This window comes from Streptomyces gossypii, from assembly GCF_025165795.1.
GTDB classification, from domain to species: domain Bacteria; phylum Actinomycetota; class Actinomycetes; order Streptomycetales; family Streptomycetaceae; genus Streptomyces; species Streptomyces gossypii.
This window is the reverse complement of record NZ_JAJAGO010000006.1, coordinates 173,243-194,723: the sequence shown is the minus strand read 5'-3', so window position 1 is coordinate 194,723 and position 21,481 is coordinate 173,243. Positions and strand designations below refer to the sequence as shown.

The window sequence follows — 21,481 nt, the reverse complement described above, 5'->3', positions numbered from 1 at the left end:
AGGGAGTGCGCTGTGCGGCGTACGGTGTTCAACGAGGACCACGAGGCATTCCGCCGGACGATCCGGGATTTCATCAACACCGAGGTCGTCCCCCACTACGAGCAGTGGATCAAGCAGGGCTTCGTGCCCCGCGCGTTCTACAAGAGCCTCGGCGCGCTGGGCGTCTTCGGCATCGAGGTGCCCGAGGAGTACGGCGGCGCCGGCGAGAGCAGCTTCAAGTTCAACGCCGTGATCAGCGAGGAGTGCGCGCGGGCCGGAGTGAGCTTCGGCGGCAGCAGCGTGCACACCGCGCTCTGCCTCCCCTACCTCCTGAAGTACGGCGACGAGACGCAGAAGCGCCGCTGGCTGCCCGGCTTCGTCTCCGGCGAGCTGATGACCGCCATCGCCATGACCGAGCCGGGCGCCGGCTCCGACCTCGCGGGAATGAAGACCACCGCGAAGCTCTCGGCGGACGGCACCCACTACGTCCTCAACGGCGCCAAGACCTTCATCACCGGGGGCGCCCAGGCGGACCGCGTGCTGGTCTGCTGCCGCACCTCGGCCCCCGACCCGGAGAACCGCCGCGGCGGCATCTCCATCCTGGTCGTGGACGCCTCCTCCGAGGGCTACTCCGTCGGACGCACCCTGGACAAGCTCGGCCTCAAGAGCTCCGACACCGCCGAACTCTCCTTCGCCGACGTCAAGGTGCCCGTCGAGGACCTCCTCGGCGAGGAGGGCGCGGCCTTCGGCTACCTCACGCACAACCTGCCGCAGGAGCGGCTGGGCATCGCGCTGGGCGCCTACGCCCAGTCCGAGGCGGCCGTACGGTTCGCGCACGCCTATGTGAAGGAGCGCACCGTCTTCGGCAAGGAGGTCGCCTCCTTCCAGAACACCAAGTTCGTGCTGGCCGACTGCCGCGCCGACGTCGACGCCATGCAGGCGGTCTGCGACCGGGCGCTGGACGCTCTGGACGCGGGCGAGCTGACCGCCGCCGACGCTGCCTCGGCCAAGCTGTTCACCACCGAGACCGCTGCCCACGTGATCGACAAGTGCCTCCAGCTGCACGGAGGGTACGGCTACATGACCGAGTACCCGATCGCCCGGCTGTACGCGGACACCCGGGTCACCCGGATCTACGGCGGCACCAGCGAGGTCATGCGCTCGATAATCGCCAAGTCGATGGGGCTCTGACCTGCGTGTGCCGCACATGAACGAGGACCGCACGGCCACCGCACTCGCGAGCCTGCTCGATCTGCTCGACCTCGAGCGGGTCGAGCGGGACATCTTCCGGGGCGGCAGCGTGCAGTCCGTCGTCCCCCGCGTCTTCGGCGGCCAGGTCGCCGCCCAGGCGCTGGTGGCCGCCTGCCGCACGGTCCCCGAGGGGCGCCTGCCGCACTCCCTGCACGCCTACTTCCTGCGCCCCGGCGACCCGGGGGCGCCCATCGTCTACACCGTCGACCGCATCAGGGACGGCCGCTCCTTCACCACCCGGCGCGTGGTGGCCGTCCAGCACGGGCAGCCCATCTTCCACCTGTCGGCGTCCTGCCAGGCGTACGAGGAGGGGCTCGAACACCAGGAGCCGATGCCCGCCGCGCCCGACCCCGAGACGCTGCCCACGGCAGAGGAGCTGCTGCCGCGCTACGCCCACCTCTTCCATGACCCCGAGGTCCCCCAGCGGCTGCTGAAGGCACGCGAGGCGGTGGACCTGCGCTATGTGGAGGCCCCGCCGTTCGCCAGCGCGGGGGAGCAGCGCGAGGCGCGTTCCCAGGTGTGGTTCCGTACGAACGGCAAGCTGGACGGGGTGCGCGACGATCCGACGCTGCACATCTGTCTGGCCACCTATGTCTCCGACATGACGCTGCTCGACTCGGTGCTGCTGGCCCACGGCCGCGGCGGCTGGGCGGTCGGCGACGTGGTCGGCGCCAGCCTGGACCACGCGATGTGGTTCCACCGGCCGTTCCGCGCCGACGAGTGGCTGCTCTACGACCAGGAGTCCCCCACCGCGCAGGGCGGCAGGGGACTCGGCAAGGGCCGGATCTTCACCCGGGACGGCCGCCTGGCGGTCTCGGTGATCCAGGAGGGCGTCATCCGGGTGCCGCGCTGACCCGGTGTTCCGGTCTGTGACCGGCCCCGGCACGGCTTGCGCGTGCCGAGCCCCCGAACCCCGTGCCGTAGCGGTGGTTCTCCTCGCGCCGCTACGGTGTCTGGCCGCGACGGCGGGAGTCCGGCGGTCTCCGTGCCCGCCGTCGGCAGCGCGGACGGGTCCGGGGGCCCGGGTGCGTACTGCGCCGCGGCGCTGGGACATACGCGGTGGGTTCGGTGTCCTGGCGTGCCGCCGGACCCACGGCGCGGTCGTCTCGCGCCGTGGCGGCGGGACGACTGACAGCCCTTAGGCGAGGTCGAGGAAGAGCCGGAGCCACTGTTCCGGGGAGACCAGACCCACCGGGGTGGCTTCGTCCAGCTCCTGGTGCCGGAAGGCGCTCCGCACCTGGCGGATCCGGTAGCGGCGGGCCAGGCTGGCCGCCAGTGAGCCGCCCACACCCGTGAAGCCGAGTGCGACGAGCTCGCGGTACGCGGCCAGTTCGCCGGGCGGCAGCAGTGGCTGCGGGCGGCGCACGAGCCGCATCAGCGCGGCGTCGGTGCGCGGCGACGGGGAGAAGCACTCCCGCCCGACCCGGCTGACGAGCCGCCACTCGTGCTCCGGCCAGGTGCGTACCGTCAGCAGGGTCCAGCGCCCGTAACCGCCGGTGCGTTTGCGGGCGTATTCGAGCTGGGTCAGCAGCGTCGCCGAGGTCAGCCCGGGGGAGGCCAGGCACCAGCGGACGATGTCGGTCGTGCGGGCGAACGGGATGTTGCCGACCACCGCGAAGGGCTCGGCGGGGGGCCGTACGCGGGTGAAGTCGCCCCGGACCACGCGCACTCCCGGGTGCGGGCGGACACGCTCGCGCAGCCGGGCGGCGAGCCGGCGATCGATCTCGTACGCGACGACCCGGCCGGAGGCGCGGGCCAGTGCGCCGGTCAGCGCACCCTCGCCCGCGCCCGGTTCGAGTACCAGGTCGTCGGGCCGCAGTCGGGCGGAGCGTACGACGCGCTCCACGGTGGCGTGGTGGCGCAGGAAGTTCTGGGAAAGCGTCTGGCGGCGGCGTGCCACGGTGAGGTCCTCTGGTGGAGGACAGGCGCGCGGGCATGCGGGGCATGCGGGCATACGGGCATGCGGGCATGCGAAAGCCGGGCCTGTCCGTGTCGATGGGGACACCGGAGGCCCTGGCACACGCGGGAGACGCGTCGAGCGAGAGGGAGAGTGCGCGGGTGATGACAGCGAAGGCGGCACGCTGAGCGTGCGCGCGGAAGACGCGAAGAGCTGCGGACTCAGACGCCGGAGGCGTCCTGGCGGACCAGGGCCGGGCGCCGGCCGCGCGGGCGGCAGGTCAGATCAGGACACCAGCCGGTGCACCGCACGTCGGCGTGCACACCCTTGGTGATCGCTTGGAAGGCTCCACACATAAGCCCGACTGTACGGTCCGCCGCCGCGGCCCTGCAAAGCCTTTTCGGGCTCCTGCCACAGCGGCTCATGCGGGGGGTCATGCGGGCGGTTCAGGCCACCGTGAGCCCAGCCGCCTCCAGCAGGTACGCCGTCATCGGCTCGTAGAAGCGCGGGTCGACCACATGATCGTCCAGCGGCACCGCGACCGCGAGCGTGCCCTCGGCCTCACCGAGGAAGAGCGCCGGATCGTTGCAGTCCGCGAAGCCCACCGCCTCGATCCCGTGCTGCGCCGCACAGCCCGCCCAACCGTGGTCCGCGACCACCAGATCGGGCGAGGCCTCCTCGGTCCGCGCCAGCGTCTCCAGTATCTGCCGCATTGGTTCCGGCGAGTGCGTGTGCCACAGCGAGGCGCCGCGCTCGTACGCCGCGACGCCGCCGAACTGCACCGCCACGCCGTCGTCCGCGTAGATCCCCAGCGGGATGCGGACGATGTCGCAGCCCGCCCCGCGCAGTGCGGCCGCGAGCGTGCCGTGCATGTCGAGGAGCGCGCCGGGGTGCCCGGTCGCGAAGAGCACCCGGCGCCGGCCCTCGGCGGCCTTGCGCAGTTGCGCGGCGGCCCGGTCCAGGGCTGAGACGGTCAGTTCCGGGTCGATGGTGTCCTGCCCGTGCCGGTGATCGGGGTCGTCGCTCACGCCGCAGCGCTCGGCCATCACGGCCAGCACGTCCTGCTCGTCCGACCAGCGGTCGCCCAGCTCCAGACCGAGCCAGTAATGGCGGTCGCCGTTCGCGAGCTTGCGGTAGTGGGAGAGGTTGTTCTCGCGAGGCGTGGCGACGTCACCGGCGATACGCGTACGGACAAGGTGCTCGATCAGCTCGGATCGGGAGGGCGCGGCGGGCAGCGGCAGTGGCAGTGGCATGGCGCCATTGTGACCCGTACGTCAGGACGATGGACGGTCTGTCCAAAAAGGGTGACCAGTGCCATCAGATCCGTCCATGTGGAGCGTGGGAGTCCGCTGACTAGGCTCCGCACATGAGCAATCCCTCGCACGAGCCCGCGCACGAGCAGACCGGCCACCGCCGGACCGCGCAGCAGACCGGCCCGCGGGGCCCGGTGGATTCCTCCCGCGTCCCGCGCTACGCCGGTCCGGCAACCTTCGCCCGGCTGCCCCGGCTGGACGAGGTGGGCGGCGCCACCGACGTCGCGGTGGTCGGGGTGCCGTTCGACACCGGGGTCTCCTACCGGCCGGGGGCGCGCTTCGGCGGCAACGCGATCCGGGAGGCGTCACGGCTGCTGCGCCCGTACAACCCCGCGCAGGACGCCTCGCCCTTCGCGCTCGCCCAGGTGGCCGACGCGGGCGACATCGCCGCAAATCCGTTCGACATCAACGAGGCGGTGGAGACCGTCCAGGCAGCGGCCGACGGCATCCTCGACTCCGGGGCCCGGCTGATGACCCTCGGCGGGGACCACACGATCGCCCTGCCGCTGCTGCGCGCGGTCGCCCGCAAGCACGGGCCGGTGGCGCTGCTGCACTTCGACGCCCACCTGGACACCTGGGACACCTACTTCGGTGCCGCCTACACGCATGGCACGCCCTTCCGGCGGGCGGCCGAGGAGGGCCTGCTGGACACCTCAGCGCTCTCGCACGTCGGCGTCCGGGGCCCGCTCTACGGGAAGAAGGACCTGGACGAGGACGAGCGGATGGGGTTCGGTATCGTCACCTCGGCCGACGTGATGCGGCGCGGCGTCGACGAGGTGGCGCAGCAGCTGCGGGAGCGGATCGGAGACCGGCCGCTCTACGTCTCGGTCGACATCGACGTCCTGGACCCGGCCCACGCGCCCGGCACCGGCACCCCGGAGGCCGGCGGCCTCACCTCCCGCGAACTGCTGGAGATCCTGCGCGGGCTGGCGGGCTGCCACCTGGTCTCCGCCGACCTGGTGGAGGTGGCACCGGCCTATGACCACGCGGAGATCACCTCGGTGGCGGCCTCGCACACGGCGTACGAGCTGACGACGCTCATGTGCCGCCAGATCGCCGGAGCACGGAAGGCATGAAGGTCCCGAGCCCACGGAGTCGAACGGCGGTTTCCGGCCTTGTTCGAGACGTCTCGTATCGGTACGGGCGCACCGTGTAGTGAAAATGCCCCGCCGACCCCATGGCAACGGTGCTGGTGAGGGGCGGAGAGTGGTGGATCACCTACGGAAAGTAGTGTTACTTGCCGCCATCATTTTAATACGCAACGTTACTGATTCTGTTCGGTCAGTGTGCATTACGTGGAAGTTTCCGGCAGACTCCCGATCGTTCCCGCGGGACGGGGCGGCGACTGACGGAAGGCGGGCCGGCCCTGTGGGGGGTGCCTGGTTCGCCGAAGGCCACCGACACGACGCCCCGAACGGTACGGCCCCGGAGAAGTATGCGGCTTCTTCGGGGCCGTCACCGTTCATCGAACGCGTGCGCTCGCACCTTCCGGTCGCACTCCGGCATCACCCGACGCGCCCTCCGTCGGTCCGACTCTCGCTGCGCCGCCCGCCCCTCGCGCGGTACGCCAAACGGGCTGGGGTGAGGGGAGGAGGCTGCACGACGGCCGGTCCAGCGGGGGCCCAGGCGGCTCCCGAGCTGCGCTTCGCCCTCGGCTCCGCTGCGCCTCACGTACTGGCTCGCTCCCAGCCGCCGCGTTGTGCTCCTGACGGTCTTCCGAAAGTCCAGGATGCGCGAGTCGGCCGAGGTGGAGTGTGCTCACACCGCTCAGAGGGCCTGCGAGACCAGCCAGGAGCCCGCCCGTCGAGCACGAGATCCACAGCCGCGACATCAAGGTCAGCTGGTCTACGACCGCCGCGCTGCCCTCGGTCTGTCCCAGGCCGAGCGCTGTGGCATGCGGCAACCACAGATCTCCCGGATCGAAGGCGGCGGGACCATGCCTACGATTCCGCTCCTGCGGCGCCTGGCTCGGGCACTGGATGGCGATCTGACGATCGAGCTCGGACCGGTGCCTTCGACCCGATCGCCTCCACAGCAGAGACAACGTGCTAAGTGATCTTTAACTAGATACCGACGTATCCGTCTCTCGGGCCGCAGCATCGTAGGACTGCCCCGTGCCCTGGATCAGGAGTGCGCCTCGAGTTCCAGAAGCATGCATATCGTGATCCGATACCCCAACCGCCTTGGCACGCGCTTCTATCATCTCGACCAGTCGAGGCTTACCGTATTGTTCGTAGTTGTCGACGAGGTCTGCCTTAATTTGCTCACTGCTCGGGTCTCCGCGATCAGCGATTACCACAGCGTGAATCTGAGTCAAGGTGGCTATCACTCTGCCGCTTTCCTGCAGGACAGCCCTGGCTTTGTCCGTGTCGCCAGTCGGAATATTCGTGAAGTCATCCTTTCCCAGACTGCCGACTCGTTCAGTAGTGAATTTGATCTGCGAGTCGTAGATCCGCTTAAATTGCCGCTCGCTCTGGGAAACCGCTTGAATGAAATCAACCATGGACTCGCGGCTGATTTCAATGCCATTCCGGCCACTCACGCTGTTGCCGTGCGAGAGTAGAATCAAATGAACTTGTGGCCCATAATACGCGAGCGCATTCGACATATTCTCACGTATGGCAGAAGGAACTTCAGATCCATCCTCAGACCAGCGCTTCGCATATGCATCCACCGTTTGCTCGAATGCGTGAATTTGTTTACCGCTGTGCCGGGTTGATCCGCCTGGAGTCAGCGCCCCTGGGGGCTTGCCAGTCATTTCCGATTCCAACTCGCCACCGCAGCGACTGAGTGAGTCTGAATTCGCTATGCTATCTGCCGGTAGAATATTCCGGCAGAATTCCTCCTCCGATTCGGTACTGCTGTCACGGAACGACGCCACACCCACGCCGAAGATAATAATGGAAATACCCGTGAGAATAAGAAGAACACGCGTGCCGGGTTTGGCGATGGAATCTCGCAACGACTTCATCGAGAACGCTCCCCCGTAGACCCCTCTGCGGCGCCGAGACCACTTGCGTAAGATTGCCCCGAACTCTGGAGAAGCAACGCTCCTCGAGTGCCTGAGTCATGCATTTCATTGTCAGTAACTCCAACCGATTCTGCCTGCTTTTCGATCATCTCGGATAATCTCGGATAGCCGTTCTCCGCATACTCCTTAATGATATCTTCCTTGCTCTTGTCTGCTACGCTCCCGTTCAGGCCTTCGGCGTAATGACCGGTACCTATGTCTACAAGTCTCTGGAGCGTATCGCCTACGATTGGCACGGCAGTGACCGGCGCGCCAATTGTGTGATACTGGTAGGTTTTAGACCAGCTATTCTGGCCTGTCTGATCGTCACGGCGGTCGGCAAGGACATCGGCTCGGATTTGATCCATGGACCCCATTACCTGGCCACTGTCCTGCATGACTCCTTGCGCTCTATCCGTGCTCCCAGAAGGGGCCACCGTGAAGTCATTGCGATCAAGCTTGTGGACCTGCTCGGCAATGTGGCCCATCTGTGAGTCGTGGATGGTGCGGAAGGCGCCTCCATCTTCACCGGCTGCTCGTATGAACTGATTCATGGTCGCATTCTTGATCTCATATTTGGCCTGGTCATACGTATCCCCTCGGCCACTGAGAAGATCGTGGACCTCTCCGGGATAGTAGGCAATCGCATTACCCATATTTTGACGGATATTTTCGGGCATGCCTCCCTGGTCGACCTTCGTGAGCTCCGCGTATGCATTCACGACCCTCTCAAGAACGCGCCTCTCCGCTTCGCTATGCTGAGTAAAATCATCCGGGGCTTCAGAGCCAGGGGGGTTCCCGGTCATCGCCGCTTCAAGAGCTGCCCCGAAGCCTGTGCGGTTGTCGAAATCCTGTGCATCCTCACCATTCACCGCCACATTGCCGTGCCATTCTGATGTGTTGACAAGGTCCCAGTTGCGTTCGGTCTGCAGATAATGCAGGCGATCCCTGCCATGCTGAGATGTGGGGTCGAAATAGGAGGTAGCGCTTCCTGGGTCCTTGCTCATGAGTCCGAGTGCGCCATCGAGCGGGTCGTTCGCGAACCACCCTGTTCCGCTCCTGTCGAAACTGCCGTCCTTATTCTGATTGCCGGAGTAGGATCCGTCCAGATCCCAGATGTCAGAGTCGCCACCCCTGTCGGGATCTTCGGCGTCGCGAATATCATCAGCCAGGCCGTGAAGGAATTCTTCATCATATCCACTGCCATGCTGCATGAGTGTGATTATGCTCTGATAGCCCCGTGCCATCTGGACATCGTCGCTGCCGTGTTCCACAACCGCAAGTTCATATTCCTCGACTCCCGCATCCTTGAGTTCCCCAAGGAATTTATTCGTGAATTTTCTATCGGCGGATCGACTGTCGCCGTCGATTGAGGTCGCAGTCTTAAGCGTGGTTGCCAGTTGCTTCTCTAAACCCAGATACCGCTTCTTATCGTCAGTGTCGTCATAGTACGCCCGGTCGTTCAGCCTATTGGTCAGTTTGATGGTTCCGTCGGCGCCGAGCTGGTTGAGTAGAGTGCGACTGTAGGTCTTGTCTTCGGAGTTGTCGCGCATGAGTCGCTCAAATTCTGTCCACTGTTTCGGGCTGAGCTCGCCACCGGAGTTTAGGGTTGTGCCCAGGTAGGCAGCCCGCGCGCCCTCATATTTCTCGACATCTCCCTTAGCTTTGCTGTTGAAGCCGTCCCACATTCCCTTGCCATCGTTGTCTACCGTGGCGCCCTTGAGAGCAAGTTTTACACCATGATCTGCGTCTGAAACGGCTTGCACAGCATCTGTGATTCGCTTCGTATAAGCCTGCTCATCGGATTCCCAGCTTGCATGCCGTGCCTTAGCCTCGCCAGGGCTAAGTAGACTTTCATCATAAGTACACCTACCATGCGAATCGACATGCATTTTTGCTCGGATTGCATCATCTCTGGCGTTCTCGACGTTCTTCTTCAGTTTCGTCAGTTGCTGGTGAGCGTCGTCGAGTAGGTTGCCGATAGCGGTCGCTTGATTCTTCGCACCCAAGAACTCGTGCTGGGTAACGAGAGACACCGCATTGAACTGCACAGCTGATAGGCCTAACCATGATCCGTTGTCAACGATTCCTCGCACATGAGTTCCGTAGTTGGTACGAAGCTCACCAAACCTCTCACCCATGGCCTTCCACGCCTTGGCAGCTTCTGTGAGAGTGTTCAGATTCGCATGGATCACTTCATAATAAGTGAGCGCCATCTCATCTCCTCTACTCAGAAATCCGCGATGCTTGAACTCGGGTAGCCACTACCTTTGCCCGGGGTGAACCGTGAAACAGTGTCAGTTTCATTGACCTGGAATATCGTATTCACGGATCGCAAGGAGTTCATCTGACGGGTCAGCTCACTGGACAGTTTCTTCAGCTGACGGTCCCAGTCTGTGAGACAGTTCTGAAGACCTTTCTGGGTTTCCCAGCCGTTGAGTGCGCCTGCACCGACGATTCCTGCGCCAGCCCCTGCCCCCGCGCCGCCCGTGACGGCCGCGGAAGCGGTGTCCGCCTTGACCCCTGCCTTGCTCACCTCAGGCCCGAGAGTCTCCTCGATGTAGGAGGCGGCTTTCGCCTTCTCCGACTCCAGGTGGGACATCCCGTCACGATCAGAGCCCTGGTCTCCGGGCATCTGTCCCGCTGGCCTGCTGGTCGACTGGCGGGCTGCCGCGTTCGCCTGGTGCTGGTGCCACTCGTCTTCGAAGGACATGCGTTTCCCCGTTCCGTCTTCGGTCGTCAGTGGTTGGGGTGGTCTCCGGGGTTGGGGGGTGGCTGGGGAAGGTCCCAAGGTGCGGGTGGGAGTGGGGTGTTGGGCCATGGCGGGGCGGATGGCTGGCTGAGGTACGGGCCCGGAGGGGCTGTTGTCGCCTGGGCTGCTGCGGTGCGGCGGCGGGAGCGGGTGAGGGGGATGGCGATGGCTGCGGCGAGGACGCCGGCGGCGGCGAGGCCGTAGAGGGCCCAGGTGGTGGTGGAGGTGCCGTCGTCGCTGGCGGAGGCGGGGGCGGCCTTCTCCTGATCCTCTCCCTTGCTGTCCTGCTGGTCCTTGTCTCCGGCGTTCTTGGAGGGGGAGGGGGACGCGTTTTTCTCGGAGTAGGGGCCGGGGAGGGGGTTGGTGTCGGGGTCGCCCGGGTCGCCGGGGTCTTTGAGGGCGATGCGGGGGCGGACCGCTCCGTAACCGACGTAATCGGTACGCTCCTTGCCGCTCTTCGGACCACCGGCGGTGTTCACCAGGACGCGAATGACCTGGTTCGCTGTCCAGTCCGGATGTTCGGCCCAGATGAGGGCGGCGGAAGCGGAAGCGATAGCGGTGGCGTTGCTCGTGCCACTGCTCGTGCACACTTCGACACCACCGCTGCAGGCAGACACCATGTCGTCGCCAGGCGCTGCTAGATCTACTTGCGGGCCATGTTGGGACTCGTCGGTTCCGTTGGCTTTCTCATCTACTTCGGCCACCCCCACGACTCCGGGGGTCGCAGCCGGGTACATGACGTGGTTGCCTGCGTTCCCTTCATTTCCCACGCCGGCGAAGATGAGCTTTCCCTTCGACAGTGCGTACTCGACCGCCGCCTTGAGTTCCCGTGTCTCTCCGAGTGATGCGAGTGAAATATTGATGATCTTGGCTTTTGAATCGGCCGCATACCGGATTGCGGAACCCACTTGCTTACCAAAGACCGACTCGGCTTCCGCTTGATTCTTGCTGCGGTAGCTGTCTGCCACTCGCAATGGGAGGATCTTGGATGCCGGGGCGAGACCGTATGTGCCGCGCTCGGCTCCTGCATTGCCCGTGGCCGCGATGAGCGCCGCCATCCCCGTGCCGTGGTTGCTGTAGTCGTCGTGTGCGTCACCCGGGCGACCACTGATGTCTTTCCCCTTGAGTACCTGTCCTTGCAGGTCTGTCACCGAGCTGTCCACACCGGAGTCGATGACAGCGACGGTGACCCCTTCGCCTTTGCTGACCTTCCACATCTTCTCGGCCTGCATCGCATCCAGATGCCACTGCCGGGACCGGGCATCCTCCGCCTGCGCGGGCACCGCCGCCACACCCACGAGCGCCACACTCAACGCCCCGAGTACAAGCTTGCTGAAGGGCGTCCGGCCAACCACCTTGCGTCGCATCAGTTTCCTCAAGCTCGCAGTTCAGATTTCATTCCACGACGGGTGGCACTGTGCGCTGGTTGGTGCGCGGCCACGTCTCCTCGTCCTCGACCAGATAGTCAGGCCGGGAGTCCCGCTGACCACGCCTGTCCGCCGTGCGCGAGGGACCAGAACTGCCCCCAGGACCCCGCCCGGCATACGGCCCACGGCCGGAGACGTTGTTGCCCTGCGGAGCCCCACTCCGTGGCAGCCCAGTACCACCGGGCGTGAAGGGACGACCAGCCGGTGCTCCCCCGTGAGGCGACCGCGCACCATCGACAGGGCCACCGGGGCGCGGAGCCATCGGAGACCCCATGGGACGACCGGTTGGGGTGCCGGGCTGGTTTCCGCCGGGCCCCATGCCACCCATCCCGCCACCCGGCCGATACCCCATCGGCGACCTCCCCTGCTGCTGACCCTGACCCGGAGCGGGTTCAGTGCCGATCACCGGGCTCCGCGGAAGCCCACGAGCCGGAGCCCCCACCTGAGGTGAGGGACGGCCTCCATAGATCCCGTTCCCATGGTCGACGGGCACACGCACCCCCGGCGGCACGGCAGGCCGCCGCCCCACAGGACCGCCAGACGGCGGCGCCTGAGGGCGGCCCACACCCGGAGACGGGGTGATCGGCACCGGACCGAAGAGAGGCCCATCGGGCCCTGGCACACCGGGCGGAGGCACACCAGGCCCCCTCATCGACGGCTGAGGTTGTGCGGGGCTCTGCGCAAGCACCGCGTCAGGAACCATGGAGACGCCGCTCTGCGGTGCTGCAGAGCCGGGCGGTGAACCAAGCGGTCCGCCGAGGGGGCCCGTTGGCGCCCCCGGCGAAGCAACACCGCCCGAAAGGTCCGTCCTCACCAGTGGGTCAGACACCGCAGCAGCCCGCGCACCAAACCCACCATCCGCCGCAGGCACGGACGGAAGGGAAGATCCGCCCGACACTGGCTGCTGGGCACCCACAGGGCTTGATGAGTCAGGCTGCTGATCCCGTGTGATCTCCTGCGGCCTCTTGGGCGGCATGAGTTCGCCCGGCATCGGGGGGAACGTCGCCTTCTCCGGCTGGTGGATAGCAGAGGCCGTCAGCGTGTAGGAGGTGGCCAGCTTGCGCATCTGGCGGACCGCCTCACCGTGGTCCTCCGTCAGCTTCGCCTGAGCCTTCACCGCCTCCGTACGGGTCGGCCCCGCCTGATCCTTGCCGTCGGGCTTGCCCGGTGGGGATAAGTCCAGCCGGTCGAGGCCGCCAGGATGCAGCATCTCGTAAGTGCCCAGCGTCGCCTTCGCAGACGAGGAATGCTTCGGCATGTCCCGCTTGACCTCGCGCAGTGTCTGCGCGGCGTTCTTCATCGCCTCGCCCGCGCCCTTGCTCATCGCACCCAGACGCAGCGTCGCGCTCGACATCCGGCTGCTCCAGGACTGGAAGGAGTCGGCGCCCTCGCCCTCCCAGTCGACGCGGGAGTCCTTGATGTCCTGACCGATCCTGTCGATCGTCGTCGCCGCCCGGACAAGTTTTTCCCCGAGCGCCTCCGTCTGTCCGGGATCAGCGGCCTCGATCATCCGCTCCATATCCGGATGCGACTTGGACTCGAAATCCGTCGCCACGAACATCGTCGAAGCGATCCGCTCCGGATTCAGACTGTCGAGGAACCGCCCACCCTCGTCATGAGACTTGCTCATCGGCGCGGGACCTCCCCAGCATCTGTCGGTAACGCTGAAGTGCTGTCAGGATCTGTCGTCATCGCTGGGCTCCTCTTCCCTCATGCCCGGTTGTCCGGTGAGGAGTGGGCCAGGGAGGGTTTTCGCGCGAGGTCGGCTTCTGCTCCCCAGCGCGCTGGCCTGCCGTGTCGGCTGCTTGCCCCCAAACAGCGCCGCTACTCTCCGTGCCTCCAGGAGTCACAATAGTAACAACGCCCGCGATTCGCACTACAGTCCGGAGTATTGGCGACACGATCCGCCACATGGGCAGGGGGAACATCGACCACCACCGCAGCCTGACCGGCGGGTCGGGTCAGCCGGGGTGGAGTCAGGCTGCGCCGGAGGTGGTGCGGGTCGCGCTGGTGCGTGCTGCCCGGAAGGCGAGGAGGCCGGAGCTGGGAGCGGGCGCGTCGCGGTGGCCCCTGGAGGTGCGGCGGCAGTCGGGGCACCGGTCCGTGGCGGTGTCGTCCCGCGCTGGGGTGAAGAGGCGGGGGTGGCCGTGTGCCTGCCCGCCGGGGCACTCGCGCATCCGGGCAATCCTGGGCTGGGGCAGTGGGCCGCCCGGGGGAGCGGGGAGGGCGTGTTCCAGGCGCCAGCGCAGGGCGCCCAAGGGGGAGCGGGCGTCGCCGAGGCCGCGCGTGAGCGCGTTCCGCGCGCCTTCCGGAGGCCGGCCGTCCGCCAGCCACGGGGCGGCGAGCGGCGCCCAGCGGTGGGCGGTGGCGGCGGGCATGGCCAGCCGGGGGTCCGTGCGGGCCAGCCCCAGCAGGAAGCGGACTGCTTCCGGGTGGTCGGTGGTGTGCTGTGCGGTGTTCTTCTTTGGTTGACGGCCGACGGCCCGGCGGGTCGGCTCACCGGCGGCCGGTTTCACAGCACTCGGCGGCTGTTGCGGCTCCGGGGCGGTGGCGTCGGCGGGTGAGGCGGTGCCGCCGCCGTTCCGGGCCCGCCGTGCTCCCGCCGGTGTCAGGGGCACGCTGGATACGAGCTGGGTGGTGACCCAGTTGCCGCGTGCGTTCTGCTCGGTCCACTCGTGCAGATAGCCCTCGTCGAGCAACTGCCGCTTGGCCCGCTGGAATCCGGTCTTCCTGATCCCGGCGCGGGCCGCCGTGTCGGACAGCTTCTCCAGCCGGTCCTCGCGCAACGAGAGCTGCCAGGTGAGCAGCCGGACGGCGTCGGAGGAGAGGCGGGGGTGCCTGATGATCTCGTTCGGCACTTGGGAGAAGAAGCGCGCAGGGGCGATAACATGGCGAAGCATCCGTGGGACTCCTCTTGTAAGTCCTCGCGGGTGAAGGCCCCTCGGCGGTGCGCTAACACCGCCTTGGGGCCGCCTCGTTGTCGGTCCGAGGCAACCCGTGTGCGGGCACAGTACCTCGAAGGTCACGATCCGACGAAAATAAGTCGCTCTCCGTAATGCTCAGGCTTGACCCTCTTCCGGGGGCGGGACGGGCCAGAGCGCATCCGCGTCCGCCGTCCACTCCGGGCCGCCGCGTTCCGCCCGGAGGAAGGCGACACGGTTGCCGGACACCTTGGGATCGAAGAGGAGTTCCTCCCGGCGGAAGACGGCGTGCACGACGCCCTCCGCGTCGCGTGCGGGATCGTAGGCGAGCTGTGCTCGCCGGGGCGGTGTCGGTTCGCTGCTCATCGGCGCTCCTGCGGGTCATGTGGCCGTGGGGGAGTGGCGGTTGCGGTGCGTGCCAGGTGGGCGTGGATCTCGACACTCAGCGCGTCCAAGCGCAGCCACAGCTCGTTGAGCGTGGGCAGCCGGTCGTGCGAGTGGTCCGGTGGGGAGCCGGAAGGCGGCGGGGAGTGGGTCACCATGGGGAGGGCCTTCGGTTCGGGGCGCCTCGACTGGCGCCGTCCTCACTATCTGTACTCCGAGGGTTGCCCTCCGGAGCTACGATGAACAGGGATCAGCGCACGTCAACTGGCCTGGGGTGGAGGGGAGCCTGCATGGTGAGCGGGGCGAGTGAGGCGGCGGAAGGCCCGGAGCCCGCGAGTGGTGCGGCGTTCTTCGGCTGTGAGGTACGGGCGTGGCGCCTGCATGTGGAGCTCTCCCAGCGGGAGTTGGGCGACAAGGCCAACTACGGACAGCAGTACGTCGCGAAGGTCGAGGCGGGCGAACGGCTCGCGAGCCCGGAGTTCGCCACGGCCTGCGACCGCGTGTTCGGCACGCCGGGCGTCTTCGCGCGCCTGCGGAGGCGGGCGAGCCAGTGGGGCTACCCGGACTGGTTCGTGCCGTACTTGCAGATGGAGCGGAGTGCGACGGGGATCCTCGACTACTCCGCGAGCCTGGTCATGGGCCTGTTGCAGACGGAGGACTACGCCCGCGCGGTCTTCCGGGCGACACATCCACGGGCCAGCGCAGAGGAGATCGACGCGAAGGTGGGGCGGCGGCTCAAGCGGCGGGAGGTGCTGGAGGGTGACACACCCCCGCTGTTGTGGTGTGTGCTCAACGAGACCTGCCTGCGAACTGCCGTGGGTGGCAACGCCGTGATGTGCCAACAACTGGGCCATCTGCTGGCCCAGTCGGAGTCTCCGCACATCACCCTTCAGGTGCTGCCATTCGGGATGGGTGCGCCTCCCTCAGCTGAAAGCTTCACGGTCCTCACGTTCGACGAAGGCCCGAGCGTCGCCTACGCGGATACGCTAATCGCCGGACAGTTGATCGACTCGGTGACCGCCGTGGCTGACGCGACAGCAACGTACGATTGGCTCCGGGCTGTGGCGATGCACCCGGACGAGTCGCTGGCCATGATCCGCAGAGTGATGGAGGACTACGCACCATGAGCACTGATCTCGATCTCACATGTGCTGAGTGGGTCAAGTCCAGCTACAGCAACGGCAACGAGGGTCAGTGCGTGGAGTTCGCGCCCGGTGCCGCTGCCACCGCTGGTGTGGTCCCCGTGCGTGACAGCAAAGATCTGTCGGGCCCTGTCCTGGTCTTTCCGGCGGGAGCGTGGGCTTCGTTCACGGCTGCCGTGCGGCACGGGCAGCCTCCGACGGCTTGAGCCCGTCGCGGTCACAGTTCCAAGGCCCGCGTGGTGGCGCCACGGCCGCTACGTGATCAGGCGGTGACTTTCGAACTCTTGTCCACCTCCCTCTGTCGCAGAGCGTAGCCGGAAGATGGTCCAGCGGTCGGCGGGGCGGATCCCACGGGTGAGTGCCCACCCCCGATTCCTTGGGGTGAGGCGTCGGGAGCCCGGTCGGGTCGGGCGCCCGGATGTCTTCCCCGCGTGCGGGATGAAAACCCCCCGCCCGGGCGTTGCAGCCTGTCGACGACATTCGACGGCCAGGGGAAGGACGCCACGCGTGGGGGTCAGGGAATCGGCGGGGGACGAGAGCCCGGGATGGGCGCGGCGGCTGATCGCGTACTGCTGGCGGTACCGGAGGAACGTGCTTCTGGCGCTGGGGGCGTCGCTCGGCGGCATGGGCATCATGGCCCTGGTGCCGCTGCTCACCAAGGTGATCATCGATGATGTGGTGATCGGCCAGGAAAGCAGCATGGTCCTCTGGATCGGTCTGCTGCTCGCCTCGGCCCTCGTCGTCTACGGATTCACCTTCGTACGCCGCTACTACGGCGGGCGGCTCGCGCTCGACGTCCAGCACGACCTGCGTACCGAGATGTACGGCGCGATCGTCCGCCTCGACGGGCGCCGGCAGGACGAGCTGAGCACCGGGCAGGTCGTCGGGCGCGGCACCAGCGATCTCCAGCTGGTGCAGAGCCTGCTCTTCATGGTGCCGATGATGATCGGCAACATCCTGCTGTTCATCGTCGCGCTCGTCGTGATGCTGGTCCTCTCGCCGCTGCTCACCCTGGTCTCGGTAGCCGTCGCCCCGATGCTGTGGTGGATCGCCGGGCGCAGCCGCGTCCGGCTCTTCCCGGCCACCTGGTACGCCCAGCAGCAGGCCGGAGCCGTCGCCTCCGTGGTGGACGGCGCGGTCACGGGCGTACGCGTGGTCAAGGGGTTCGGGCAGGAGCAGCAGGAGACCGGCAAGCTTCGGGGGATCGGCCGCACCCTTTACGCCGCCCGGCTGCGCACGGTGCGCCTCAACGCGCGCTACACCCCCGCACTCCAGGCCGTGCCCTCCATAGGGCAGGTCGCCATGCTGGCGCTCGGCGGCTGGATGGCCACCCGCGGGGAGATCACGCTCGGTACGTTCGTGGCGTTCTCGACCTATCTCGCACAGCTGGTCGGGCCGGTCCGGATGCTCGCCATGATGCTCACCATCGGCCAGCAGGCCCGTGCCGGTGTGGAGCGGGTCTTCGACCTCATCGACACCGAGCCGGAGATGACCGAGCGGCCGGACGCCGTCGAGCTGCCCGCGGACGCGGACGCGTCGGTGGAGTTCGACTCCGTCTCCTTCGGCTACGGCGAGCGGAGCGTGCTGGACGGCTTCACGCTGCGCATCGAGCCCGGCGAGACCGTCGCCGTCGTCGGCACCAGCGGCAGTGGCAAGTCCACCGTCTCGCTGCTGCTGCCCCGCTACTACGACGTCACCGGCGGCGCCCTGCGCGTCGGCGGCCACGACGTCCGCGACCTCACCCTCGAATCTCTGCGCGCCGCCATCGGCCTGGTCCCGGAGAACAGCTTCCTCTTCTCCGAGACCATCAGCGCCAACATCGCCTACGGCGCACCCGGTGCGACCCCCGAGCAGATTCGGACGGCGGCTCGCGCAGCCCAGGCCGAAGGCTTCATAACCCAGCTCCCCGACGGCTACGACACCACCGTCGGGGAGCAGGGACTCACCCTCTCCGGAGGCCAGCGGCAGCGCATCGCGCTGGCCCGGGCCATCCTCACCGACCCCCGTCTGCTTGTCCTGGACGATGCGACCTCCGCCGTCGACGCCCAGGTGGAACACGAGATCCACGAGGCGCTGCGCTCGGTGATGGCGGGCCGTACCACCCTGCTCATCGCGCACCGCCAGTCCACCCTGGCCCTGGCCGACCGGATCGCCGTACTGGACGGCGGCCGGCTGGTGGACCTGGGTACACACGACGAGCTGACCCTCCGCTGCTCCCTCTACCGCAAGCTGCTCACCGACCCCGACGAGCTCGCCGAGACCGAGCGGGACCCGGCGGGCCTCGTCGTACACGGAGAGGGCCGCTCCTTCGAGAGCGTCGACGGCATGGCCCGTGTCGACGGCGTCACCCCCGCCCTGTGGGCGCGCAAGAACGGCTCGGCTGACGCCGTCGAGGGTGCCGGAGGCGGCGGGGGCAGCAGCGCCATCGCGACGACCGCCGCGCAGAGCGGGCGCCCCGGCAGCTTCGGCGCGGAACTCGGCGCCATGCCCGGCAGCCCCGAACTGCTCGCCCGGGTCGCGGCCCTGCCGCCGGCCGACGACACACCGGACGTCGACGAGCAGCAGGCGGAGCGGGCGGAGGAGTCGTACGGACTGCGGCGCCTGCTGCGCGGCTTCGGCGCGCCCCTCGCGGTCGCCTTTGCCTTCGTGGCACTCGACGCGGTCGCCGGGCTGCTGCTGCCGATGCTCATCCGGCACGGCATCGACGAGGGAGTACGGGAGACGGCGCTCGGCGCCGTCTGGGTGGCGGCGGCCCTCGCGCTGCTGGTCGTCGTCGCCCAGTGGGGCGCGCAGACCGGCGCGATGCGGCTCACCGGGCGGGCGGGCGAACGCATCCTGTACGCCCTCCGGGTGAAGATCTTCGCGCAGCTTCAGCGGCTCGGACTCGACTACTACGAACGGCATCTGGGCGGCGCCGTGATGACCCGGATGACCACGGACGTGGACGCGCTGTCCACCTTCCTGCAGACCGGTCTGGTGACGGCTGTCGTCTCGCTGCTGACGTTCTTCGGCATCCTGGTCGCGCTGCTGGTCATCGACGTGCAGCTTGCCCTGCTGGTCTTCGCGACCCTGCCGCTGCTGGTGATCGGCACGTTCTACTTCCGGCGGCAGAGCGTGAAGGCGTACGAACTGGCGCGCGAGCGGGTCAGCGGTGTCAACGCCGACCTTCAGGAGACCGTCGCCGGGCTCCGCATGATGCAGGCGTTCCGCCACGAGGGCGCGGGCGCCGAGCGCTTCGCGGCGCGCAGCAGCGCCTACCGGGAGGCGAGGGTGCGCGGCCAGTGGCTGATCTCCGTCTACTTCCCCTTCGTCCAGCTGCTGGCAGCCGTGGCGACCGCCACCGTGCTGGTCGTCGGTTCCGCGCGGGTCGGCGACGGCACGCTGACGGCGGGTGCGCTCGTCGCCTACCTGCTCTACATCGAGCTGTTCTTCGCCCCGGTGCAGCAGCTCTCGCAGGTCTTCGACGGCTACCAGCAGGCGTCCGTCTCACTGGGCCGCATCCAGGAACTGCTGCGCGAGCAGACGGCCACCCCGGCGGCGTCCGAGCCTCAGCCCGTGAAGGCTCTGCGCGGCGAACTCACCTTCGAGGACGTGGCCTTCCGCTACGCGACGGCCGACGGGGAGGAGGAGGCCCTCACCGGCATCGACCTGACCGTCCCGGCCGGGCAGACCGTCGCCTTCGTCGGGGAGACCGGCGCGGGAAAGTCCACACTCGTCAAGCTGGTCGCCCGCTTCTACGACCCCACCGACGGCCGCGTGCTGGTGGACGGCACCGACCTGCGCGAGCTGGACCTGGCGGAGTACCGGCACCGGCTCGGCGTCGTGCCGCAGGAGCCCTATCTCTTCCCCGGCACGGTACGGGAGGCGATCGCCTACGGGCGCCCGGAGGCGACCGACGCGGAGGTGGAGGCGGCCGCACGCGCGGTCGGCGCCCACGACATGGTGGCGGCGCTGCCGGACGGCTATCTGCACGTGGTCTCCGAGCGGGGCCGCAACCTCTCGGCGGGTCAGCGGCAGCTGCTCGCACTGGCCCGTGCGGAACTCGTCGACCCGGACGTCCTGCTGCTCGACGAGGCGACGGCCGCGCTGGACCTGGCAACCGAAGCGCTGGTCAACCAGGCGACCGACCGGCTGGCGCGGCGCCGTACGACGCTGGTCGTCGCGCACCGGCTCAGCACGGCGGCCCGCGCGGACCGCGTCGTCGTCCTGGCGCACGGCCGGGTCGCCGAGACGGGGACGCACACGGAACTGCTGGCACGGGAGGGGCACTACGCGCGGCTGTGGCGGGTGTACGCGGGCATGCCGCAGCCGACGGCGGTCTCGTAGAGCCGGTCCACGGCTCGGTGCGCGTGGGTTGACAGTCCCCGCGTGGACCGTGGCGTATTGCGGCCACCACATGGCTGCGGTACGCCACGGTCCTCGGCCCCGACCACCCGCACCACCGGGCCCTCAGCGGCCCCGGTTGCGCGGGTGGTCGCGCGCCGTCCGCTCGTTGCCGCGCTTGTAGTTGCCCGTCCAGCGGGCCATCACCAGCTGGGCGTCGCCCGACCGGACTTCGTTCAGGAACCGGTCGGCGCTGCTGCCCCGCAGCCTCGTCGCGGGCCGTCCGTGATGACTGATCAGCACACCGGCGCCCGGCTGGTCCTCGTAGCTGAATCCCTCAGGTTTGGCCATGGGTTGAAGATATGGCTACGAGCTGTAGTGCGCGACCAGATACTCGTCCACCGTCTGCACCTGCCCGCCACCCGGTGTGACCAGGGGGCCCGGCACCTCCGGCATCGCTTCGACGCCGTCCCGCCAGTGCATCGCGGAGATCTCGGAGTTCGGCACGAAGGGCTGCGGTGCGTCCGTACGAGCGGTGAACAGCGCGCCGTACAGGACTCGCCGGTGCTGCCCGAGCACGGTCTTGACGAACCCGGCGAAGTGCAGGGCGTCCTCCGGCAGACGCTGGCCGGTCTCCTCCCACAGCTCCCGCACGGCCGCCGCGCGCGGCGTCTCACCGGGCTCGATGCTGCCGCCGGGCAGCTCCCAGCAGCCGCGCTGCCGCTCGTGCACCATCAGCACGCGGCTCCCGTGCCGCAGCATGACGATGGCGTAGCCCACGGCCGCGTCCTCGAACCGGGTGTTCTCCGGCTCCTGGTGCAGGGAGAGCAGGGTCATGCCGAGCGGTCCGGTGGCGAGCGGCTCAGCGCCGCCGCCGGGGCACTCGGCAGCGGCTATGGCGGCGGCGACGGCGTCGGGGGCGTCGGCGGCATCTGCGTCGGTCATGCTCCCGAGCCTACGACCCGGCGCCCGCGTCCGTACGGGGCAGGTCCGGTGGCACACCGGTCGTGGGTCTGGCGGAGCCGCGCGGCCCGCCGATAGGTTCACCCAGACCTTTGACGATCCAGAGGTCACCCGACAGG

Annotated in this window: 20 protein-coding genes; 8 read left to right on the top strand and 12 right to left on the bottom strand. The window is 67.9% G+C overall.

What is annotated here, in order from left to right; translation table 11 throughout:
• Positions 1–12: 12 nt before the first annotated feature.
• Entirely contained in the window at positions 13–1,170 is a 1,158-nt protein-coding gene (locus tag LHJ74_RS14355) for an acyl-CoA dehydrogenase family protein (RefSeq protein WP_260218397.1), read from the top strand.
• 16 nt (positions 1,171–1,186) lie between these two features.
• Entirely contained in the window at positions 1,187–2,083 is an 897-nt protein-coding gene (gene tesB, locus LHJ74_RS14350; RefSeq protein ID WP_260218396.1) for an acyl-CoA thioesterase II, read from the top strand.
• A gap of 285 nt (positions 2,084–2,368) precedes the next feature.
• Here the strand turns inward: tesB and erm are convergent, their stop codons facing one another.
• The 3 genes from erm to LHJ74_RS14335 form a co-directional block, all read right to left on the bottom strand.
• Positions 2,369–3,184 carry an ErmE/ErmH/ErmO/ErmR family 23S rRNA (adenine(2058)-N(6))-methyltransferase gene (gene erm / locus LHJ74_RS14345; protein ID WP_375546748.1) on the bottom strand — a complete coding sequence of 272 codons (816 nt, stop codon included), beginning with the start codon at positions 3,182–3,184 and terminating at the stop codon, positions 2,369–2,371.
• Between the two features lie 164 nt (positions 3,185–3,348).
• On the bottom strand, positions 3,349–3,483 hold the full coding sequence (locus LHJ74_RS14340; RefSeq protein ID WP_260218394.1) for a hypothetical protein: 135 nt from the start codon (positions 3,481–3,483) through the stop codon (positions 3,349–3,351).
• A gap of 90 nt (positions 3,484–3,573) precedes the next feature.
• Positions 3,574–4,380, bottom strand: a complete 807-nt coding sequence (locus LHJ74_RS14335; protein ID WP_260218393.1) for a phosphatase — start codon at positions 4,378–4,380, stop codon at positions 3,574–3,576.
• 113 nt (positions 4,381–4,493) lie between these two features.
• Here LHJ74_RS14335 and speB point away from each other — a divergent pair, with 113 nt between their 5' ends.
• Together speB and LHJ74_RS14325 are read left to right on the top strand one after the other, a co-directional pair.
• A complete protein-coding gene (speB, locus tag LHJ74_RS14330; protein WP_260218392.1) occupies positions 4,494–5,516 on the top strand; it encodes an agmatinase in 1,023 nt (340 codons plus the stop codon).
• Between the two features lie 653 nt (positions 5,517–6,169).
• Positions 6,170–6,496, top strand: coding sequence for a helix-turn-helix domain-containing protein (locus LHJ74_RS14325; protein ID WP_375546747.1), 327 nt, complete (start codon positions 6,170–6,172; stop codon positions 6,494–6,496).
• Positions 6,497–6,499: 3 nt separating this feature from the next.
• On the opposite strand, the gene LHJ74_RS14320 is transcribed toward LHJ74_RS14325, so the two are convergent.
• The 4 genes from LHJ74_RS14320 to mycP are packed head-to-tail and all read right to left on the bottom strand — an operon-like array spanning position 6,500 to position 11,569.
• Positions 6,500–7,411, bottom strand: coding sequence for a hypothetical protein (locus LHJ74_RS14320; protein ID WP_260218391.1), 912 nt, complete (start codon positions 7,409–7,411; stop codon positions 6,500–6,502).
• Positions 7,408–9,666 carry a DUF6571 family protein gene (locus LHJ74_RS14315; RefSeq protein ID WP_260218390.1) on the bottom strand — a complete coding sequence of 753 codons (2,259 nt, stop codon included), beginning with the start codon at positions 9,664–9,666 and terminating at the stop codon, positions 7,408–7,410. The genes LHJ74_RS14320 and LHJ74_RS14315 overlap by 4 nt, the downstream gene beginning before the upstream one ends.
• A 14-nt stretch (positions 9,667–9,680) precedes the next feature.
• Entirely contained in the window at positions 9,681–10,163 is a 483-nt protein-coding gene (locus LHJ74_RS14310; protein WP_260218389.1) for a hypothetical protein, read from the bottom strand.
• A gap of 26 nt (positions 10,164–10,189) precedes the next feature.
• Positions 10,190–11,569, bottom strand: coding sequence for a type VII secretion-associated serine protease mycosin (gene mycP / locus LHJ74_RS14305; protein ID WP_260218388.1), 1,380 nt, complete (start codon positions 11,567–11,569; stop codon positions 10,190–10,192).
• A gap of 1,316 nt (positions 11,570–12,885) precedes the next feature.
• On the opposite strand from mycP, the gene LHJ74_RS14300 reads away from it, so the two are divergent.
• Entirely contained in the window at positions 12,886–13,056 is a 171-nt protein-coding gene (locus LHJ74_RS14300; protein ID WP_260218387.1) for a hypothetical protein, read from the top strand.
• 549 nt (positions 13,057–13,605) lie between these two features.
• Here the strand turns inward: LHJ74_RS14300 and LHJ74_RS14295 are convergent.
• The 3 genes from LHJ74_RS14295 to LHJ74_RS14285 all read right to left on the bottom strand — a co-directional run bounded on the left by LHJ74_RS14295 (position 13,606) and on the right by LHJ74_RS14285 (position 15,092).
• Positions 13,606–14,529, bottom strand: a complete 924-nt coding sequence (locus LHJ74_RS14295; protein WP_260218672.1) for a hypothetical protein — start codon at positions 14,527–14,529, stop codon at positions 13,606–13,608.
• 159 nt (positions 14,530–14,688) lie between these two features.
• The gene (locus tag LHJ74_RS14290; protein WP_260218386.1) at positions 14,689–14,916 is read right to left on the bottom strand and encodes a hypothetical protein; all 228 of its coding nucleotides are present in this window, start codon (positions 14,914–14,916) and stop codon (positions 14,689–14,691) included.
• Positions 14,913–15,092 (bottom strand): hypothetical protein, encoded by a 180-nt coding sequence (locus tag LHJ74_RS14285; protein ID WP_260218385.1) that lies wholly within the window; start codon positions 15,090–15,092, stop codon positions 14,913–14,915. Before LHJ74_RS14285 ends, LHJ74_RS14290 begins: the two co-directional genes overlap by 4 nt.
• Positions 15,093–15,224: 132 nt before the next feature.
• Between LHJ74_RS14285 and LHJ74_RS14280 the strand changes: the two genes are divergently transcribed.
• The 3 genes from LHJ74_RS14280 (at position 15,225) to LHJ74_RS14270 (ending at position 20,402) form a co-directional block, all read left to right on the top strand.
• Positions 15,225–16,061: a helix-turn-helix domain-containing protein gene (locus tag LHJ74_RS14280; protein ID WP_260218384.1), complete on the top strand. Its 837-nt coding sequence runs from the start codon at positions 15,225–15,227 to the stop codon at positions 16,059–16,061.
• The gene (locus LHJ74_RS14275; protein WP_260218383.1) at positions 16,058–16,282 is read left to right on the top strand and encodes a DUF397 domain-containing protein; all 225 of its coding nucleotides are present in this window, start codon (positions 16,058–16,060) and stop codon (positions 16,280–16,282) included. The genes LHJ74_RS14280 and LHJ74_RS14275 overlap by 4 nt, the downstream gene beginning before the upstream one ends.
• Before the next feature lie 232 nt (positions 16,283–16,514).
• Complete coding sequence (locus LHJ74_RS14270) at positions 16,515–20,402, top strand: ABC transporter ATP-binding protein (protein ID WP_375546746.1); 3,888 nt, start codon at positions 16,515–16,517, stop codon at positions 20,400–20,402.
• A gap of 123 nt (positions 20,403–20,525) precedes the next feature.
• Here LHJ74_RS14270 and LHJ74_RS14265 read toward each other — a convergent pair whose 3' ends face one another.
• Positions 20,526–20,750 carry a hypothetical protein gene (locus LHJ74_RS14265; RefSeq protein WP_260218381.1) on the bottom strand — a complete coding sequence of 75 codons (225 nt, stop codon included), beginning with the start codon at positions 20,748–20,750 and terminating at the stop codon, positions 20,526–20,528.
• 15 nt (positions 20,751–20,765) lie between these two features.
• Entirely contained in the window at positions 20,766–21,344 is a 579-nt protein-coding gene (locus LHJ74_RS14260; protein ID WP_260218380.1) for an NUDIX hydrolase, read from the bottom strand.
• Between the last annotated feature and the right edge of the window lie 137 nt (positions 21,345–21,481).

What these genes read in the sequence shown, in the direction of transcription:
- tesB (WP_260218396.1), top strand. Translation starts at nt 1,187, where the DNA reads ATGAACGAGGACCGCACGGCCACCGCACTCGCGAGCCTGCTCGATCTG.
- erm (WP_375546748.1), bottom strand. Translation starts at nt 3,184, where the DNA reads ATGCCCGCATGCCCCGCATGCCCGCGCGCCTGTCCTCCACCAGAGGAC.
- LHJ74_RS14340 (WP_260218394.1), bottom strand. Translation starts at nt 3,483, where the DNA reads ATGTGTGGAGCCTTCCAAGCGATCACCAAGGGTGTGCACGCCGACGTG.
- LHJ74_RS14335 (WP_260218393.1), bottom strand. Translation starts at nt 4,380, where the DNA reads ATGCCACTGCCACTGCCGCTGCCCGCCGCGCCCTCCCGATCCGAGCTG.
- speB (WP_260218392.1), top strand. Translation starts at nt 4,494, where the DNA reads ATGAGCAATCCCTCGCACGAGCCCGCGCACGAGCAGACCGGCCACCGC.
- LHJ74_RS14325 (WP_375546747.1), top strand. Translation starts at nt 6,170, where the DNA reads ATGCGCGAGTCGGCCGAGGTGGAGTGTGCTCACACCGCTCAGAGGGCC.
- LHJ74_RS14320 (WP_260218391.1), bottom strand. Translation starts at nt 7,411, where the DNA reads ATGAAGTCGTTGCGAGATTCCATCGCCAAACCCGGCACGCGTGTTCTT.
- LHJ74_RS14315 (WP_260218390.1), bottom strand. Translation starts at nt 9,666, where the DNA reads ATGGCGCTCACTTATTATGAAGTGATCCATGCGAATCTGAACACTCTC.
- LHJ74_RS14310 (WP_260218389.1), bottom strand. Translation starts at nt 10,163, where the DNA reads ATGTCCTTCGAAGACGAGTGGCACCAGCACCAGGCGAACGCGGCAGCC.
- mycP (WP_260218388.1), bottom strand. Translation starts at nt 11,569, where the DNA reads ATGCGACGCAAGGTGGTTGGCCGGACGCCCTTCAGCAAGCTTGTACTC.
- LHJ74_RS14300 (WP_260218387.1), top strand. Translation starts at nt 12,886, where the DNA reads ATGTCCCGCTTGACCTCGCGCAGTGTCTGCGCGGCGTTCTTCATCGCC.
- LHJ74_RS14295 (WP_260218672.1), bottom strand. Translation starts at nt 14,529, where the DNA reads ATGCTTCGCCATGTTATCGCCCCTGCGCGCTTCTTCTCCCAAGTGCCG.
- LHJ74_RS14290 (WP_260218386.1), bottom strand. Translation starts at nt 14,916, where the DNA reads ATGAGCAGCGAACCGACACCGCCCCGGCGAGCACAGCTCGCCTACGAT.
- LHJ74_RS14285 (WP_260218385.1), bottom strand. Translation starts at nt 15,092, where the DNA reads ATGGTGACCCACTCCCCGCCGCCTTCCGGCTCCCCACCGGACCACTCG.
- LHJ74_RS14280 (WP_260218384.1), top strand. Translation starts at nt 15,225, where the DNA reads ATGGTGAGCGGGGCGAGTGAGGCGGCGGAAGGCCCGGAGCCCGCGAGT.
- LHJ74_RS14275 (WP_260218383.1), top strand. Translation starts at nt 16,058, where the DNA reads ATGAGCACTGATCTCGATCTCACATGTGCTGAGTGGGTCAAGTCCAGC.
- LHJ74_RS14270 (WP_375546746.1), top strand. Translation starts at nt 16,515, where the DNA reads ATGAAAACCCCCCGCCCGGGCGTTGCAGCCTGTCGACGACATTCGACG.
- LHJ74_RS14265 (WP_260218381.1), bottom strand. Translation starts at nt 20,750, where the DNA reads ATGGCCAAACCTGAGGGATTCAGCTACGAGGACCAGCCGGGCGCCGGT.
- LHJ74_RS14260 (WP_260218380.1), bottom strand. Translation starts at nt 21,344, where the DNA reads ATGACCGACGCAGATGCCGCCGACGCCCCCGACGCCGTCGCCGCCGCC.